We start from the raw sequence: 15,227 nt of genomic DNA, 5'->3' as shown, positions 1-15,227 counted from the left end.
TGAATAACATGATGATGTTTAGGCTGTTGAGGAACGTTATAAATGCTCTGGTTTTGCGTGCGCAGTGCTAATGGGGCCAAGTCTCCCGCCTGGAAGCGATCAATTGCAATAAACCGGGAAGGTATTGTGTTTGTGCCGGCGGTTATTGCCGGAAAAGAAAAGGATGTGAGTATTTCCACATTGTTTGATCGCACTCCTGTTTTGCTGTGTTTCGATCATGTTTACGTACCAGTGGCGTGGATGGTCGAACACTTCCCGATGTGTAGAGTTCGTTGTTGCGAAATGCTGAAGGCAGCACTTCTTGGTATAAGAGAAACGTTAGGTAGTTGCGAAGCATGGTCTCGTGTGAGCTACTTTCATAGGCGCGCTGGAGAAAACAACTATCTGGGGTTTGTCTGATGAGATCAAGTCTGTTGTGGAATCTGTCCCTGCTGATTGGCAGCGTTTTGATCATCGATAGTTCAAGGGCTGACTCGCGGGAAAGTTGCGCGCAGCGCCGCGCTGAACTTGTGTTGCAAATTGAGCGCGCCGATAAGACGGACAATGTATATCGCAAGTCCGGTCTGGAGCGGGCGCTGGCCAATGTCGAGCGTTATTGCCAAGAACCCTCCGCGCAAGATGACCGTTCTAGCTCCATCCAAAAGGCCGAAGCCGAAGTGCGACGCAGACAGAACTATCTGGAGGCCGCGCGTCAGTACGGCGATGTGAAAGTCATCAAGAAACAGGAAGCCAGGCTCGAACGAGCTCAGACAAAACTGCAAAAGCTCATGGATGAGTAAAGGGTCAACCACGGCGAACACGCCGCAGCAGGTTTTCTTTTTTCAACTCTGTAATTCAACAGGCTCATCAGTGACACCGGGGAACCGAATATGAAAAATATCCTTATCTTTGCTTCAGTCATTACTTCTGCTGTGCTGATCTCTGGCTGCACCGCCACTGACTGGGTGCACGCTGCCGGGGGAATCATGGGCGCCAAGGACGATTACGACAGAAAGGCCAGAACCGATCGACTTAAAAAAGCCAATGCTGCCGCGCGTCGCGTCAAAGGCTGACCGCACGTTGGAACCGGGCCGTTATTCGATGCAAAATGATGGCTTTGCAATATCATTTTGCATCTGGTTTCATATTTATGCGTTAATTATGCAAATCAGCATTTGTCTTAACGAATAACTTCAAGCACTATGCGCGTTATGCAAAAACGCAACGTAGCCTCCGTCTTAAGAGCACTGCTCGACCAGCACGGGATCTCCCCCACGGAGCTCCACCGTCGCACCGGCGTGCCCCAATCCACACTCTCGCGGATTCTCAGCGGGAAGATCGTCGATCCCTCGGATAAACACATCTCGAAGATCGCCGAGTACTTCGCCGTGAGCACCGATCAGTTGCGCGGGCGCGCGGATGTCGCGCCATCGGCCGGTGCCGCGCGTGATGATGTACACGCGGAACTCAAGGACATAATGCTGTGGGACGACGATACGCCTGTCGATGATGACGAAGTATCGGTGCCGTTCCTTCGCGAGGTTGAATTGGCTGCTGGATCAGGAAGATTCGTCATCGAAGAGAGCGAGCGCTCTAGCCTGCGCTTCGGCAAGCGTAGCCTGCGCCATAACGGTGTGCAGTTCGACCAGGCCAAATGCGTGACAGTACGTGGCAACAGTATGTTGCCAGTGTTGCGTGATGGCGCCACTGTCGGCGTCAACGCGGGCAAGTGCGGCATCGGCGACATCATCGATGGCGACCTGTACGCGATCAATCACAACGGCCAGTTACGCGTGAAGCAGCTTTACCGCTTGCCCACCGGCATTCGTCTGCGCAGCTTCAATCGCGATGAACACCCGGACGAGGACTACAGCTTCCAGGAAATCCAGGAAGAGCAGATCGTCATCCTCGGTCACGTCTTCTGGTGGGGCATGTACGCCCGCTAACCAGACCTTCTCCAGATAAACCCGTCCTTTGGCGGGTTTTTTTTCGCCTTGATGAAACCGCCAAACCCTTGAACTGCGGGGCTTCCATGCACCTACGCATTTCTAATGCATAAATAAATGCATTTGCGCATTGACTGGATATGCATACATGCATATTATTGCCACCAAGCCGCTCGACAAAGCGGCTGGCAAGAAAGCTCTTTAGTTCCACAAGAACAGGCAGCGATGAACCGGCCTCAACGGTTCAGAGGGTTGGCAACTGACCCGGGTGTGCAGCGTAAAGCACCAGAAGCAGTTATCCGGCGGGCAGGGACCGCGGTCGGAAAAACAATTTGAATGGACTCGTACCGCGCCAGTAGCGCCGAACAGTCAGCTTCCTTCTTGAACACAGGATTTGAAGGAAGGCGAAGGAGCGCATTACTGAAAAGCCCGGCGGACTGCCGGGCTTTTTGGAATGCCTGCCTGGCTTCGATCTGCTCGAGCCGCCAACCGCCAGGTGTTGTAAATCTAAAAAGGAGAACTGCATGAATCGATACGTTTTTATCGCACTGTACAACCTGAAGGTTTATCAAATTCTGGATACCGATGAAACGATGCCAGTAAACCCTCCAGATACTGTGTTGGGAGAATGGGTGGATGTCACGGGTAACACGACAGTCCAGGTCGGATGGAGTGCTTTCAGGGTCGGTGATCATTGGGAGTTTGCCGCGCCTACCTATGACCAGCTAGTACGTGAAGGCCGAGAGATTGCGACCCTGTTGCTGGCAGACACGCAAAAATGGCTGCTGCTCAATCCATTTGATTACAAGGTGGATCTGGGCGTCGCAACGCCTGCTGAAGAAGCAGCGTTACTGGCTTTCAAGCAATACGTTGTCGCCGTGAGCGAATACAAAAATCAACCTGATTTCCCGTACACCATCACTTGGCCAACGATCCCTTTCCCTTTCGTTTAAATCAGCTGTGCGGTTTTCCGGGCCGCATTACTGAAAAGCCCGGAGACTGCCGGGCTTTTTGGAATGCCTACCTGAAGAGACATCGCTTGAACCGAACACACATCACTCATCAATCATCTACGGAGGCGTGACATGACAAACGAGCAACAAGCGTTGGCAGACATGCCGATCTGGCTGGTCATCCTCCTTGCCGTTGTCGGCGGGGTGTCCGGCGAAATGTGGCGCGCCGACAAGGAGGGCGCACGTGGCTGGCCGCTGCTGCGCCGTCTGGCCCTGCGCTCCGGCGCCTGCATGATCTGCGGCGTGTCGGCGATCATGCTGCTGTATGCCGCTGGCATGTCGATCTGGGCCGCTGGCGCCTTCGGCTGCCTCACCGCAATGGCCGGAGCCGACGTGGCTATCGGTCTGTATGAACGCTGGGCCGCCAAGCGCATTGGCGTCTGCGAAGTACCACCTCGCGACCAACCTTGAACCTGGTATTTCTCCGTGCCGCCATGTTGGCGGCAGGGCTGCGCGTGGACGAATGAAAAGGAGGTCATGTATGCCCACACCGATCCAGCAGCCGTCGCAACTGTTCACCGCCATTGCGACGACGCTGCGCAACACCGCCGGATTCAACCTCAATGTCGGTAGTCATGACGATTTCGCTGCACCGGGCGATCAGGCCTGGGTGTTGATCGACTTCGATCGAAACGGGGCGGGAGTGCGTGCCGCTGACGGGCGAATTGCGCATGTCATGACGTTGTCCCTGCAAGTCATCCCGGCCCTTTCCGCCAGCGCATTTGCAGCATGCGATCTGATTGCTGTGCTGAAAAACCTGATCACCGACAACCGCTGGGACCTGCCCGCCGATCAATGCGATCTGCCGATCAACATTGATGGTTTGCCGTCGCTGCTGGTCCGTGCCGACCAGCCATACAAGACCTGGACACTGACGTTCGATCAGACCCTCTACCTCGGCCCGACCTTGCTTGACGACCCGCTGGGCACGCCGAAATTCGCTCGCACTTGGGAAGTCAGCAACATTGACGATCCCGACCAGTACACCGCGCTGGAGGCCTGACCATGTTCGACGCATTACTGCGCATGCAGCTGGGGCCGATCATCGAACGTCTGGCCGAAATGGAAGCGGAAATCGACGACCTGCACCGCCGCGCCGAAAGCTTTTGCCGCATCGGCATTTGCCAGACCGTCGACGCCGCGAGCAACACCTGTCAGGTCAGCCACGGCGGATTGCTCACGCCAGCGATCAAGTTTTTCAACCCCAGCGCCGGCGCGCAAAGCGAATCGCGGATTCCGACGGTGGGTGAGCAGTGTCTGCTGTTCAACTACGGCAGCGGCGAAAGCGGCGCACAGAGTGTGGCGTTGTTCGGCTTGAACAGTGACCGCTTTCCACCAGCCTCCGCGGTGCCGACGCTGACCCGTCGAGTGCATAAGGACGGCAGCGAAAGCGGCTACGACGATGCCAGCCACACTCTGCACTGGCAAAACGGCCCGGCAGCCTTCAGCGGTTCACGCGAATCGCTGGAGCTGAGCATCGGCCCGGCCCGGTTAGCGATGACACCACAAATCATCACCCTGCAACTCGGTGCCGTCGGCCTGACCATCGACACTTCTGGCGTGCACTTCAGCGGCCCATTGGTCGATCACCAGGGCCGCGTCATCAGCCCCTGATTCAAGAGCTTTCCATGATCGGAATCGATAGAGACAGCGGGGCCACGGTCGACGACTGGCTGCAATTTGTGCAGCGCGCGACACGGGCCCTGACTACGCCGCTCGGCACCCGGCAAAAAAGGCCCCTGTATGGCTCGTTGATCCCCTCGCTGCTGGGGCAGAACCTCGGTGACGACGTCCTGCTTCTGGCGCAGAGCCACGCGGCGCAAGCGTTCTACAACGCGCAGAACGGGATCAGCGATTTTCAGCCACAAGTGATCGTCGCCAGCCGCCAGGGCGCCGGTCTGCTGCTGCGCTTCGCCGGCACCTGGAAAAACCGTCAACAGACATTCGAGGTCGTGACATGAGCATGTTGATCCCCGGCCAGAACCAATTGGCCGAACCCGCGCTGATCACCGTTGAAGCCTTCGAAGACTTGCTCGCCGAGTTCAAGACTTTCGTCGTCGAATACGTCGGGGCGCGTTCGCCGGACAGTGCCGCAAAACTCAAGACCAGCCTGGACAACGAAAGCGAATTGCTGACCCTGGCGCTTGAGGCTTTCTGCGTGCGCCTGCAAACCCACGAGCGCAAATACAACGCTCGCATCAAACAGATGCTGGCGTGGTGGGCGACGGGCAGCAACCTTGATGCACGGCTGGCGGACATGGGCCTGGAGCGGCAGTTACTGGATGCGGGCGACCCGGCAGCATTTCCGCCGGTGCCGGCGATTTATGAAAGCGACGACGACGCCCGCTTGCGTTATTACCTGGCGCCACACGCTCCGGCGGCGGGCTCGCGCATGCAGTATCGCCGCGAAGTTTTCACCCTTGGCGAGCGTCCGACGGTGCAAGTCGAATCCACCGATGCCGGTGTGGTGAATGTCACCTACACCTTCAACCCCGATGGTCTCGCCGCGCAGGTCAAGGATGGCAACGGTCGACGCACTGCGCCGGGCGAAGTGCAAGTCACTGTGCTGTCCCGCGACGGCGATGGCACGCCTTCCCAGGCATTGCTTGAAGGCGTTCGTCAGCACTTTGCACGACCGGATGTACGACCGGAAACTGACCTCGTCACCGTCAAGGCCGCCGACATTCAGCGCTACAAGATCCGCGTGGTCGCGAAGATCAATTCCGGCCCTGATTCGGGCCTGACCAAAGTCGCCGCACAACAACAATTGCAGGCCTACGCCGACAGTTGCCATCGCCTCGAAGGCCGGGTCGATCCGAGCTGGATCGACTACACGCTGCACAGCGCCGGCGCCGTGCAACTACAGATTCTCGAACCGCTGGCGCCAATCGTGACCACGGCGTTTCAAGCGCCGTACTGCACGGCGGTCGAGGTTGAGGTGCTGACGCTATGAGTGAAAAAACTCAGCGCCCGACGTTGTTGCCTGCGAACAGCTCGGCACTCGAACGTGGACTGGATCTGGGTTTCGGCGCACTGCTTGATCGCATCGCGCCGCCGTTTCCGGAACTGATGAACCCGAGCGAAACACCGATCGCCTTTCTGCCGTATCTGGCAGCGGATCGCGGTGTTGCCGAGTGGAGCACCGCCGCGCCGGAGGCAGAAAAGCGCCTGACCGTCGAACTGGCCTGGCCCACTGCGCGCCAGGCCGGCACTCGCAAGGCGTTGGAAAACGCTGCCAAGGGTTTGCAGTTAAGACCCGAGATCCGCGCCTGGTACGAACAGACACCGCCCGGTGCGCCGTACAGCTTTTCCGTACGCGCCTTCAGCGACCAACCCTACAGCGAAGAAATCGACGCCCGTCTCGACCGGCGCCTGGCTGATGCCAAGAGCGAGCGCGATGTGCTGACGGTCTCCGTTGGCTTGAGCGCTTTCGGCAATCACGTCATCGCCGCCGCGACGTTTTGCGGCGAACTGACCACGGTTTATCCGGTGTTCATCGAAGGGCTGGAAACCTCGGGAGAGGCGTTCATGGCCGCCGGCATGTACACCGTCGAAACATCCACTATTTATCCTCAGGGGGCCTGAATGGCTGACTATTACACCCTGCTCACCAACGCAGGGATTGCCTACGAAACGGCGTGCAAGGCCGCGGGCACGCCGATCAAGTTGACGCAGATTTCCGTCGGTGACGGCGGCGAGGGCGGGGTCTACAACCCGGCCGCAACCGCCACCGCGCTGAAACGCGAAGTCTGGCGCGGGCCGCTCAATGCGCTGTTCCAGGACGAGAAGAATCCGAGCTGGCTGCTCGCCGAAGTGACCATTCCGCCGGATGTCGGTGGCTGGTATGTGCGTGAAGCGGGGCTTTGGACTGATACCGGGATTCTTTACGCCATCATCAAATATCCGGAGTCGTTCAAACCGGTGCTGGCGACGTCGGGTTCGGGTAAAGAGTTCTATATTCGCTCGATTTTCGAGACCAGTAATGCGTCGCTGGTGACGTTGTTGATTGATGACACGGTGGTTAAGGCGACGCGTGCGTGGGTCACGGGGTACGTGGCGGATGAACTTGCGAAGCTGGATGCCAAACAATCGGTACGTGTTGCGACGACGACCAACATTATTCTGACCGCTGCGCAAACTATTGATGGTGTCGCGGTGATTGCCGGTGACAGGGTGTTGGTGAAGAACCAGACCTTGGCAAAAGACAACGGTATCTACGTAGTTGCTAACGACGTCTGGATTCGTGCAAAAGATGCTGACAGCAACTTGAAAGTGACTTCTGGCCTGACGGTTTCCGTCGAGCAGGGCACAACCCAGTCCGACACGATCTGGCAATTGGTCACTGATGGAGCGATTGCGCTCGGCACCACGGCGCTGATGTTCCAGAACATTACCGTTGGCTTTGCCCCACTGAAATCACCGGCACTCCTAGACAGTCCGACAGCGCCCACTCCGGTGCAATTCAACAATAGCAAATTGTTGGCAACCACCGAGTTTGTGCAGCGGGCGTTGGGTAGTTATGCGGATCTGGTGACTTATCCGGGCAGCATTGATTTGGCGGTGAGCGATGTCGGGAAGCTGGTTTCACCTGGTGGATCCGCTTCAACAATCACACTTCCCGACGCTGGTGCCGTTCCTCAAGGATCGATCGTTACTGTTCTGGCTGGCCTGAATGGAGCTACGTTCAAAGCCAAGGCCGGACAGACGTTGATTGCTATCAATGGCGCTATTGGCCCCTTTACTCAGCCGCAATCGACTGTTTCGGCGTTTCGGCGTTTGAGTAATGGCACGGGCTGGACGATGGAGGGCGGCGACGGAGCATTGAAGTATTCTCCGATCATGTCCGGCCCGCATTGGGTAACCGCACCACAATTTGAGAATGGCAAGACGTTCGCCACCACAGAGTTCGTCCAGCGCGCGTTGGGGAATTTCAGCGGCCAGACAAACATCGATACTCTTCCAGCTTCACTGACTCCGGCAATGGCCGGGCGCAGGATTGTCGTCACCGGGCCGGGAGCTCTGACACTGCCTTCACGGCTCGCCAGCCCGGTCGGGTCCAAGTTCTACATCATCAATATCGGAACAGGTGACGTCACTGTAAATCGTCAAGGTAACGACAGTATTTCTGCCCTTGGCAAGGCGCTCAATAGCATCACGATCCAGAGTGGCTCTAACGCTGTTGTAACGTGCGGCGACAACTATTACGTCGTCGAAGAAGGCGTTTCTTCGCTGAAGTACTCCAATGAATTTTCGGCGTCGTTGTCACCGAACGGCTACCAGCAGCTCCCGAGTGGATTGATTATTCAATGGGGCACCACCACTACCACGGCAACCGCAGACCTGGCTGTCCTGTTCCCGATGACATTTCCGACGAGGTTGGTATCCCTCAATGGGACCGCTTATATCGGTGGCGGCGGTACTAGAGATACAAATGTCATGCTTCGGACTGATGGGCCGGGTAAGGCAGGTTTTAGTGCGGGTGCTTTCCTTTCCGGAACGCGAGTGGCAGAAGCGTTCTATTGGGTCGCTATTGGCTGGTAAGCCTGAGGATTTATTGTGAGCGTAAAACTGGTTGTATTTGATGAACAGCAAAACCTCTCGGGTCGTTACGACTCCGCAATACATGGAAAAAATGTTCCTGGAGGTGCAGTTGAGATCAGCGATGAGCTCTTCCTGAGAACGATCAACGAGACAGACGGTGTGTGGCGGTTGGTCGACGGCGAAGTGGTCAAGTCGCCTTTTCCGAAGATTGAGCCGAATTATCCAGCACTGTTTGCTGCTGAACGTTTTCGACACGAAACGTCAGCGATATTCGTTGAAGCTTTGAATATCGAAACAACCCGCGACAGTCAGGCTCTGATCGCCAGCACCGGCCTCTCAGCCATATTTGATCCTGATTACCGCTGCAACTTCAAGACCCTCGACGGCTTCGTCGAGATCGGCGCCGAACAAATCATTGCCATCGCCAAGGCTGTCCGGGCACACGTTCAGGCCTGCTTTGATCGCGAACTTGATCTGCTCCAGGCTTTTGAGGCTGGAACCTATAAAGATGAAATGCTCGCTGTAGGTTGGCCGGCCTAGGCACTGCCCGCACTGATCACTGCGCTTCAATAAACGCCCCACACCGTGGGGCGTTTCCATATCTGGCCACCCAGGCGGTTGGTTTTAGAGTCGTTACTTATCACACAAGGAAGAACCTATGTTTTACGCACCCTCCACCGGCGGTTTTTACGATCCAGCCATCCATGCAGAAATTCCAGGCGATGCAGTTGAAATCTCGCGTGAGTACTGGCTTGAGTTAGTGAACGGGCGGTCTACCGGCAAGATTATCGTCATGAATGATGACAACTACCCGGTGCTGGTTGATCCGCCGGGGCCAACGCCTGCGGAACTTGAGAGCATTGAGCGCTACTGGCGCAAACAGCAGATCGCACTCACTGATCCCGTGGTCAACCGGCACCGTGACGAGGTGGACCGTTGGCCAACCCAGCTGACCCCGGCGCAATACATCGAGTTGCAGAACTATCGCCACGTGCTGCGCATCTGGCCGGTCGGCGGTGAGTTGCCCTTGAGCGAACACCGCCCGGCTGCGCCGGAGTGGCTCGCTAGCCTGCCCGAATAAAAACGCCCCGCACCGTCGGGGCGTTTTCTTGTCCGCCCAAGCCCCTCCCCAAGAGGGGCTTTCCCGTTTATGGAGAAACGAAAAATGGCAACCCGCCAAACCTACACCGTGCTCGTCCCATTCCCCACCGGCGGTGGGCACTGGTCGAGCATCGGTCAAGACCTCGATCTGCTCGACGTCGAGGCCAGTGCCTTGCACTTCGCCGGTCGACTGGAACTGAAAACCCCTACCACCCAGGCCAAAAAGGCCGCTGCCAAGAAGGCTGACTGAATATGGCTGAGGTTCTGAACTTCGAGCACAACGGCATTACCGTCAATGCCACCGAATCCCCCGAGGCCATGGGTGGACTGGGTGACAACGTCATCGGTCTGGTCGGCACCGCGCCGAAAGCCGATCCGCTGATTCCGCGCAACGCGCCGTTCCGCATCAACAGCTTCACCACCCATGCACTGCTCGATCCGACCGGTTTGGAAGAGGGCACCCTGTATCACGCGGTTTACCAGATCCTCAAAGTGGTCAAGGTGCCGGTCTACGTGGTCATCGTCGAAGCGGGCGCGACTCCGGCCGACACCGTCAACAATGTGATCGGCGGTGTTGATCCACTGACCGGCCGCAAGCTCGGTCTGGCCGCGCTGGGCAGTGTCCCGGAAGACCTGACCATCATCGGCGCGCCGGGCTTCACCGGCACCAAAGCGGTGGCCAGCGAGTTCGCCTCGTTTGGCAAGCGCATCAAGGCCCGTGTGGTGCTGGACGGCAAGGACGCTTCGGTCGCCGATCAGGTGCTGTACAGCCAGGAGCTGGGCGGCGCCGACCTCGGTTTCGACCGTTGCCTGGTGGTGCACAACATGCCTGCGGTGTACTCGAAAGCGGCGAAGAAAAACGTCTTCCTGTCGCCTTCCAGCCTGGCGATTGCCGCGCTGGCCAAGGTCAAGCAGTGGGAGAGCCCGGGCAACCAGGTGACCTACGCCGAGGACGTTTCGCGAGTCGTTGAATACAACATCCTCGACACCTCCACCGAAGGCGATCTGCTCAACCGCTACGGCGTCAGCTACTACGCCCGCACCGTGCTCGGCGGTTTCTCGCTGCTGGGTAACCGCTCGATCACCGGCAAGTTCATCAGCTACGTCGGCCTCGAAGATGCGATCAGCCGCAAGCTGGTCAAGGCCGGCCAGAAGGCCATGGCCAAGAACCTCACCAAATCCTTCATGGACCAAGAGGTCAAGCGCATCAACGACTGGCTGCAAACCCTGGTCGCCGACGAAACCATTCCCGGCGGCAGCGTCTACCTGCACCCGGAACTGAACAGCGTCGAGAAGTACAAGAACGGTACCTGGTACGTGGTCATCGACTACGGCCGCTACGCGCCGAACGAACACATGGTTTATCAACTCAACGCCCGCGATGAAATCATCGAGCAGTTCCTGGAGGACGTTCTCTAATGTTTACCAACCGCGTAAGACAGGCCATCGCGGCCACCCTGCAAGGTCTGCCGCTGTCGGCGACCGTTGAAGAATTCACTCCGCCGAAGATCGAATTCGATGTGGAAGAAATGCGTGGCGGGCGCTTCATCGTCGAGGAAATGGCCAAGGGCGGCAAAGCGCTTAACGCCAAGCTGACCCTGCAAGGTCTCGGCGCCGAAGTCATGCTGGCACTGGGTGTGAAGCTGGGCGACGACATCCTGCTGAACGTGCGTGAAGCCGGTCAGGACCAGGACGGCAATACCTGGTTCACCTACCACACCGTTGGCGGCAAGCTGAAGTCCCTCGAAGAAACCGCGGTGAAAATGGGTGAAAAACCCAAGACCAATCTCGAGCTGTCCTGTCGCACCTACAACCGCCTGGAAAACGGCGTACCGGTGATCGACATCGACGTGCGCACCCAGAAATTCGTGCTCAACGGCGTCGACATCCTCGGTGATGCCCGGCGTGCGGTGCTGATGCCGTAACCCTCGGCACAACACAAAACCCTGTAGGAGTGAGCCTGCTCGCGGTGAGGTCAGCACATGCAACATCAATGTGCTTGAAAGACCGCTATCGCGAGCAGGCTCACTCCTACAAGGGAATAGCGATACCCCCTAAAAAAGAATCACCAAGGAATTCATACATGTCGTGGATGCCACCCCAGCATGACCTGCTATCGCCGATCACCGGCGACGACGGTTCGCAGATCGAAACAATCCAGCTCAAACCGCTGTTCTACGCCGAGCAAAAAGAAGCGCTGGAACGCGCCGGCGATGACGAAGACGATCAGTTCTTCGAATTGGCGCTGCTCGCCACTGGCCTGTCGGTCAAGGAACTCGACCAGCTCAAGCGCCCGGACTACGTGAGCATCGCCCAGTACGTGCACGAGATGTCGACACGCCCGGCGTCGTACTTTCTGGAGCAGGTCAAAGACGCGCAAAAGTCCGACGATCCCGACGAAGTGCAACTGCTGCAACCGCTCGCCGTGACCGGCCGCACCGTGACTTCGCTGAGCCTGGAAATGCCCGTGCTGCGCGCGACCAAAGTGATGAAGAAACTGAAAACGGCCAAGGAACGCGCCGAGTTCATCACTGCCCACTGCACCGGTCTGATGATTCCCGATCTGGCCCTGATGAGCGTCCCGGACTGGACGCAATTGCAGGTGCGCATCGACGATTTTTTAAACCAGCCGGCGGCCTACTTTCGGAACGCGACATCGAAGTAATCCTCGATATCGTCCCGCTCATTTACCCGGTAAGTGAAGCGGAAATTCTCGAATGGGACGCCGAAAAGGCGTTGCGCCGCTACGACATAGCGATCACTCGCCTTGGCGTGAAACAGGAGTAGAGCGGCAATGGCAGAGAACAGATATGCGCTCACATACGCCGGTGAGAGAGGCAATACAACGGGCGGATTAACACTGCCCGACAACCTCGGAAAACCGCTGCAGGATTTGAACCTGACACTGGCCTTGGCAAGCGTGGATATTCGTTTGCTGACTCAGGAGCAGGTCAAGCTGCGCGAGCTACTGGTCAGCCAGCAGTCGTTGTTCAAGGCTGGCGCCGCCGCCCCCGCCACGAGCGAACCAAAGTCAAAACTCAACGCCGAGATCGAGCAGCGTCCGCCGCCGATACTGATGCAGCCGGCGATGGTCAACGAGACTGCGCTGGTTGAACTCAATCAGTTGCTCAAGATGAGCAACGACCAACTGCAAACGCATTCACAGAGCACGCTGGAACTCGCCAGCGAGAAACAGGTGGCGGCCAGTGGGGCAACCAACGCTGACCTATTGCAAGTTCAAGTCGCCGGAGCACGATCCGGTATTGCCGATGGAGCCAAGGGTGACCAACGGGCGAACGAGCTGAAGTGGTTCTCCCGTGATGCCGCGATCAACGCATCGGCCTTCAGGATGGACGTCAAAACGGCTGGCGAGATGTTGGCGGCCTGGCGTTCGTCGCTGAAGCTCGATCGCTATCAGAGCCAGGATCTGGCCGATGCGACGAGCTATCTCGGAAACAGTGGCCTGGATGCCAAGGCCGCCGACATCGGTTCGGTCGTGCAACGCTCCGGCGAGACCGCAATCACTGCCGGCATGACCCCGGAACAGGTGGCCGCGTTGGCGGCTGCACTGCTTAACAGTGGCGCGGACAAGGAGGGCGCCAGCGCCGCGTTGAAGGGCATTACTTCGGTGCTGGCGAAGGGCGCAGATGCATCGACGGAGCAACGTACGGCTCTGAGCCAGTTAGGGTTGAATCCCGAATCGTTGGCAGGAGAGATGCGCAAGGACGCTCCCGCTGCCATCAACTCGGTGCTTGCTGCACTCAATAAACAACCGCTGCAAGAACGGGCAGCACTGACGAAGACGCTGTTTGGCGAAAACGACGTCAGAGTTCTTGAGCTGCTGAAGAAACCAGAGGATGTAAAAAACGCATTCTCCCAAGTGGCCGACAAGCGCCAATACGCGACGTCGGAACTTGGCGCCGATTCGGGTGCCGCCGCGAAATCCGCCGAGGCGTTTGGCAATACGTCGCAAGGGCGTTGGAATGCGCTCGATGCGAGTCTGACCCGGCTGACCACGGCATTCGGCACCGCACTGGCGCCGTTGGCCGATGGTGCCGCAGTGGTGCTCACCGTGCTGGCCAAAGGCGTGAGTACTGCGGCGGAGGCTTTCCCGGCGCTTACTGCAGGGTTGGTTCTGCTTGGTGCCGCTGCTCTTCCTTTTGTGGGAGGGGCGCTGAAAACCGGCGTTACTTCAGTCCTCGACACCGTTTCTGCGAAGCTGTTGCGTCTGGCGACGACGCGACTTCCCCCCGATATTGCTGATGCCATCGTCGGTGACGATGTCTCTGATGGCGGGCGAAAAAACAAACGATCGGGTCGTCGATCGGGTCGACGCCCGCAGGCCAGAACAGCGTTGCGCACGACAGTTCCGCGCGCCAGTGGGGGCAGTCGTTTGGGGGGGCTCACGGCTAAGGTCGCGCCTCTGTTCGATGACATCAAAATGGGTTTCAAACTGTTCGCCGATGGCCTGGGCAACAGCGAGATGACATCCCGAATCAAAGGGCCAGTTGCCAAGCTTATGCCCTTGGTCGAAAGCGTCGGCGCCAAGGTCATGCCCAAAATCGCCCAAGCGCTGCCGGCGGTAAAACTGGGCGCGCCACTGGCCATTGCGCACGCGGCCTATACCGGACTGAAAGGTTGGCGCGAAGGCGATGACCAAGCGGTCAAAGGTGCCGCCGGCGAGCTGGCCGGCACTGCCATTGGCGCCACGATCGGTACGTTCATTGCGCCCGGTATTGGGACATTCATCGGTGGGACTGTGGGCGCAATGCTCGGTTCTTACGTCGGTGAACAATGGGGCAAGCCTGCCGAGGACAAACTCGCGCCTCCCTCGCAAGTGGCCAAGGACCTGAGCAACGCTCAGACGCAAAACCAGCAGATCACCTATGCGCCGTCGATTCAGATCAGCGGCAGCGAAATAGCCAGCTCGGAAAAGGTGGGCGCAGTGATCTCGCAAGTCATGCAAAACCATTTCAATGGTCAGTTCATGACCTCAATGAGTACCAACCCCCTCGCCACCCGCCGTGACGCAGCCCTGACCGATGGAGCCGCCTGATGAAACAACAAATGGCATTAGGCAGTTTCATCTTCGGCCTCTCGCGCCAATTTGCGTACCACTCGCTGTTGCGCAAGTCCGATGGCGGCTGGACGGAAATACAGATTCTCACCAGCAAACCGAAATCCAGCCAGACCGGACAGAAACCGGAAACCCTGACCATCACCGGTAAGTCGATGTACGCCGTGGCCATGGATCGGCTGGATGAACTGCGCGCCTTGCAGGCGCTGCGAATACCGCTGCCGTTGATCGACGGGATTGGTCGCAACTGGGGTCTATGGCGGATCAACAACGTTCAGGAAACCCAGACCCAGATCATCGATGACGGCACGGCGATGGTCGTCGATTGGGTTATCGAATTGGCGGAGTTCAATAATGCGTAAGGTTCGAAGCGTGGCCGGTGATTCGGTGAATCTGCTGCTCTACCGCGAAACCGGGCGCAGCGACGATGCCGCTGAGGAAGCCCTGTGGAAACTCAATCCGACCCTGGCCGAACACGGCCCGGTTCTGCCCGCTGGCATCTGGGTCGTGCTGCCTGAACTCGACAGCAAACCCGCCGCGATCAAAGCGCTCACGGCCTGGGATTAAGGA

General features: G+C 58.0%; 21 protein-coding genes. All 21 read left to right on the top strand.

Annotation, left to right across the window (positions count from 1 at the left end):
- The first annotated feature begins 42 nt into the window (after window positions 1–42).
- The 21 genes from KBP52_RS12525 (at window position 43) to KBP52_RS12425 (ending at window position 15,224) form a co-directional block, all read left to right on the top strand.
- Window positions 43–399 (top strand): hypothetical protein, encoded by a 357-nt coding sequence (locus tag KBP52_RS12525; protein ID WP_212622866.1) that lies wholly within the window; start codon window positions 43–45, stop codon window positions 397–399.
- The gene (locus tag KBP52_RS12520; protein WP_212622865.1) at window positions 399–779 is read left to right on the top strand and encodes a DUF1090 family protein; all 381 of its coding nucleotides are present in this window, start codon (window positions 399–401) and stop codon (window positions 777–779) included. Before KBP52_RS12525 ends, KBP52_RS12520 begins: the two co-directional genes overlap by 1 nt.
- Window positions 780–869: 90 nt before the next feature.
- The gene (locus KBP52_RS12515; RefSeq protein WP_077571335.1) at window positions 870–1,052 is read left to right on the top strand and encodes a hypothetical protein; all 183 of its coding nucleotides are present in this window, start codon (window positions 870–872) and stop codon (window positions 1,050–1,052) included.
- Between the two features lie 138 nt (window positions 1,053–1,190).
- On the top strand, window positions 1,191–1,925 hold the full coding sequence (locus KBP52_RS12510; RefSeq protein ID WP_007908821.1) for an XRE family transcriptional regulator: 735 nt from the start codon (window positions 1,191–1,193) through the stop codon (window positions 1,923–1,925).
- Window positions 1,926–2,449: 524 nt separating this feature from the next.
- Window positions 2,450–2,878, top strand: a complete 429-nt coding sequence (locus tag KBP52_RS12505; RefSeq protein ID WP_137217528.1) for a tail fiber assembly protein — start codon at window positions 2,450–2,452, stop codon at window positions 2,876–2,878.
- Between the two features lie 132 nt (window positions 2,879–3,010).
- A complete protein-coding gene (locus KBP52_RS12500; RefSeq protein ID WP_077571337.1) occupies window positions 3,011–3,349 on the top strand; it encodes a phage holin family protein in 339 nt (112 codons plus the stop codon).
- A gap of 70 nt (window positions 3,350–3,419) precedes the next feature.
- Window positions 3,420–3,941, top strand: coding sequence for a hypothetical protein (locus KBP52_RS12495; protein WP_137217529.1), 522 nt, complete (start codon window positions 3,420–3,422; stop codon window positions 3,939–3,941).
- Between the two features lie 2 nt (window positions 3,942–3,943).
- Window positions 3,944–4,552 (top strand): phage baseplate assembly protein V, encoded by a 609-nt coding sequence (locus tag KBP52_RS12490; protein WP_077571339.1) that lies wholly within the window; start codon window positions 3,944–3,946, stop codon window positions 4,550–4,552.
- Window positions 4,553–4,566: 14 nt separating this feature from the next.
- The gene (locus KBP52_RS12485; protein ID WP_007908814.1) at window positions 4,567–4,899 is read left to right on the top strand and encodes a phage baseplate protein; all 333 of its coding nucleotides are present in this window, start codon (window positions 4,567–4,569) and stop codon (window positions 4,897–4,899) included.
- Window positions 4,896–5,891 (top strand): baseplate J/gp47 family protein, encoded by a 996-nt coding sequence (locus KBP52_RS12480; RefSeq protein WP_212622864.1) that lies wholly within the window; start codon window positions 4,896–4,898, stop codon window positions 5,889–5,891. The genes KBP52_RS12485 and KBP52_RS12480 overlap by 4 nt, the downstream gene beginning before the upstream one ends.
- Window positions 5,888–6,523: a phage tail protein I gene (locus KBP52_RS12475; protein ID WP_137217532.1), complete on the top strand. Its 636-nt coding sequence runs from the start codon at window positions 5,888–5,890 to the stop codon at window positions 6,521–6,523. Before KBP52_RS12480 ends, KBP52_RS12475 begins: the two co-directional genes overlap by 4 nt.
- Window positions 6,524–8,479 (top strand): phage tail protein, encoded by a 1,956-nt coding sequence (locus KBP52_RS30535; protein WP_249122272.1) that lies wholly within the window; start codon window positions 6,524–6,526, stop codon window positions 8,477–8,479. It begins immediately after the preceding gene.
- A 15-nt stretch (window positions 8,480–8,494) separates the two neighbouring features.
- Window positions 8,495–9,019, top strand: coding sequence for a DUF4376 domain-containing protein (locus KBP52_RS12465; protein ID WP_240049773.1), 525 nt, complete (start codon window positions 8,495–8,497; stop codon window positions 9,017–9,019).
- A gap of 118 nt (window positions 9,020–9,137) precedes the next feature.
- The gene (locus tag KBP52_RS12460; protein WP_077571342.1) at window positions 9,138–9,560 is read left to right on the top strand and encodes a phage tail protein; all 423 of its coding nucleotides are present in this window, start codon (window positions 9,138–9,140) and stop codon (window positions 9,558–9,560) included.
- Between the two features lie 84 nt (window positions 9,561–9,644).
- Window positions 9,645–9,830, top strand: a complete 186-nt coding sequence (locus KBP52_RS12455; RefSeq protein WP_007908808.1) for a hypothetical protein — start codon at window positions 9,645–9,647, stop codon at window positions 9,828–9,830.
- 2 nt (window positions 9,831–9,832) lie between these two features.
- Entirely contained in the window at window positions 9,833–10,999 is a 1,167-nt protein-coding gene (locus KBP52_RS12450) for a phage tail protein (RefSeq protein WP_212622863.1), read from the top strand.
- The gene (locus KBP52_RS12445; RefSeq protein ID WP_016985055.1) at window positions 10,999–11,505 is read left to right on the top strand and encodes a phage major tail tube protein; all 507 of its coding nucleotides are present in this window, start codon (window positions 10,999–11,001) and stop codon (window positions 11,503–11,505) included. Before KBP52_RS12450 ends, KBP52_RS12445 begins: the two co-directional genes overlap by 1 nt.
- 158 nt (window positions 11,506–11,663) lie before the next feature.
- Window positions 11,664–12,245, top strand: a complete 582-nt coding sequence (locus tag KBP52_RS12440; protein ID WP_212622862.1) for a phage tail assembly protein — start codon at window positions 11,664–11,666, stop codon at window positions 12,243–12,245.
- Between the two features lie 129 nt (window positions 12,246–12,374).
- Window positions 12,375–14,636, top strand: a complete 2,262-nt coding sequence (locus tag KBP52_RS12435; protein ID WP_212622861.1) for a phage tail tape measure protein — start codon at window positions 12,375–12,377, stop codon at window positions 14,634–14,636.
- Window positions 14,636–15,019: a phage tail protein gene (locus KBP52_RS12430; protein WP_116254554.1), complete on the top strand. Its 384-nt coding sequence runs from the start codon at window positions 14,636–14,638 to the stop codon at window positions 15,017–15,019. The genes KBP52_RS12435 and KBP52_RS12430 overlap by 1 nt, the downstream gene beginning before the upstream one ends.
- Window positions 15,012–15,224 carry a tail protein X gene (locus KBP52_RS12425; protein ID WP_064393145.1) on the top strand — a complete coding sequence of 71 codons (213 nt, stop codon included), beginning with the start codon at window positions 15,012–15,014 and terminating at the stop codon, window positions 15,222–15,224. Before KBP52_RS12430 ends, KBP52_RS12425 begins: the two co-directional genes overlap by 8 nt.
- Window positions 15,225–15,227 lie beyond the last annotated feature (3 nt).

Origin of the sequence: Pseudomonas sp. SCA2728.1_7 (genome assembly GCF_018138145.1) — a bacterium.
GTDB classification, from domain to species: Bacteria; Pseudomonadota; Gammaproteobacteria; order Pseudomonadales; family Pseudomonadaceae; genus Aquipseudomonas; species Aquipseudomonas koreensis_A.
The sequence above is the reverse complement of the archived record's forward strand: the minus strand, read 5'-3'. Positions and strand labels throughout refer to the sequence as shown.

Excerpts from the sequence above, each read along its gene's own strand:
- KBP52_RS30535 (WP_249122272.1), top strand. The coding sequence starts at position 6,524 with ATGGCTGACTATTACACCCTGCTCACCAACGCAGGGATTGCCTACGAA.
- KBP52_RS12460 (WP_077571342.1), top strand. The coding sequence starts at position 9,138 with ATGTTTTACGCACCCTCCACCGGCGGTTTTTACGATCCAGCCATCCAT.
- KBP52_RS12490 (WP_077571339.1), top strand. The coding sequence starts at position 3,944 with ATGTTCGACGCATTACTGCGCATGCAGCTGGGGCCGATCATCGAACGT.
- KBP52_RS12485 (WP_007908814.1), top strand. The coding sequence starts at position 4,567 with ATGATCGGAATCGATAGAGACAGCGGGGCCACGGTCGACGACTGGCTG.
- KBP52_RS12435 (WP_212622861.1), top strand. The coding sequence starts at position 12,375 with ATGGCAGAGAACAGATATGCGCTCACATACGCCGGTGAGAGAGGCAAT.
- KBP52_RS12495 (WP_137217529.1), top strand. The coding sequence starts at position 3,420 with ATGCCCACACCGATCCAGCAGCCGTCGCAACTGTTCACCGCCATTGCG.
- KBP52_RS12500 (WP_077571337.1), top strand. The coding sequence starts at position 3,011 with ATGACAAACGAGCAACAAGCGTTGGCAGACATGCCGATCTGGCTGGTC.
- KBP52_RS12440 (WP_212622862.1), top strand. The coding sequence starts at position 11,664 with ATGTCGTGGATGCCACCCCAGCATGACCTGCTATCGCCGATCACCGGC.
- KBP52_RS12455 (WP_007908808.1), top strand. The coding sequence starts at position 9,645 with ATGGCAACCCGCCAAACCTACACCGTGCTCGTCCCATTCCCCACCGGC.
- KBP52_RS12450 (WP_212622863.1), top strand. The coding sequence starts at position 9,833 with ATGGCTGAGGTTCTGAACTTCGAGCACAACGGCATTACCGTCAATGCC.
- KBP52_RS12430 (WP_116254554.1), top strand. The coding sequence starts at position 14,636 with ATGAAACAACAAATGGCATTAGGCAGTTTCATCTTCGGCCTCTCGCGC.
- KBP52_RS12445 (WP_016985055.1), top strand. The coding sequence starts at position 10,999 with ATGTTTACCAACCGCGTAAGACAGGCCATCGCGGCCACCCTGCAAGGT.
- KBP52_RS12475 (WP_137217532.1), top strand. The coding sequence starts at position 5,888 with ATGAGTGAAAAAACTCAGCGCCCGACGTTGTTGCCTGCGAACAGCTCG.
- KBP52_RS12480 (WP_212622864.1), top strand. The coding sequence starts at position 4,896 with ATGAGCATGTTGATCCCCGGCCAGAACCAATTGGCCGAACCCGCGCTG.
- KBP52_RS12525 (WP_212622866.1), top strand. The coding sequence starts at position 43 with ATGCTCTGGTTTTGCGTGCGCAGTGCTAATGGGGCCAAGTCTCCCGCC.
- KBP52_RS12425 (WP_064393145.1), top strand. The coding sequence starts at position 15,012 with ATGCGTAAGGTTCGAAGCGTGGCCGGTGATTCGGTGAATCTGCTGCTC.
- KBP52_RS12505 (WP_137217528.1), top strand. The coding sequence starts at position 2,450 with ATGAATCGATACGTTTTTATCGCACTGTACAACCTGAAGGTTTATCAA.
- KBP52_RS12520 (WP_212622865.1), top strand. The coding sequence starts at position 399 with ATGAGATCAAGTCTGTTGTGGAATCTGTCCCTGCTGATTGGCAGCGTT.
- KBP52_RS12515 (WP_077571335.1), top strand. The coding sequence starts at position 870 with ATGAAAAATATCCTTATCTTTGCTTCAGTCATTACTTCTGCTGTGCTG.
- KBP52_RS12510 (WP_007908821.1), top strand. The coding sequence starts at position 1,191 with ATGCAAAAACGCAACGTAGCCTCCGTCTTAAGAGCACTGCTCGACCAG.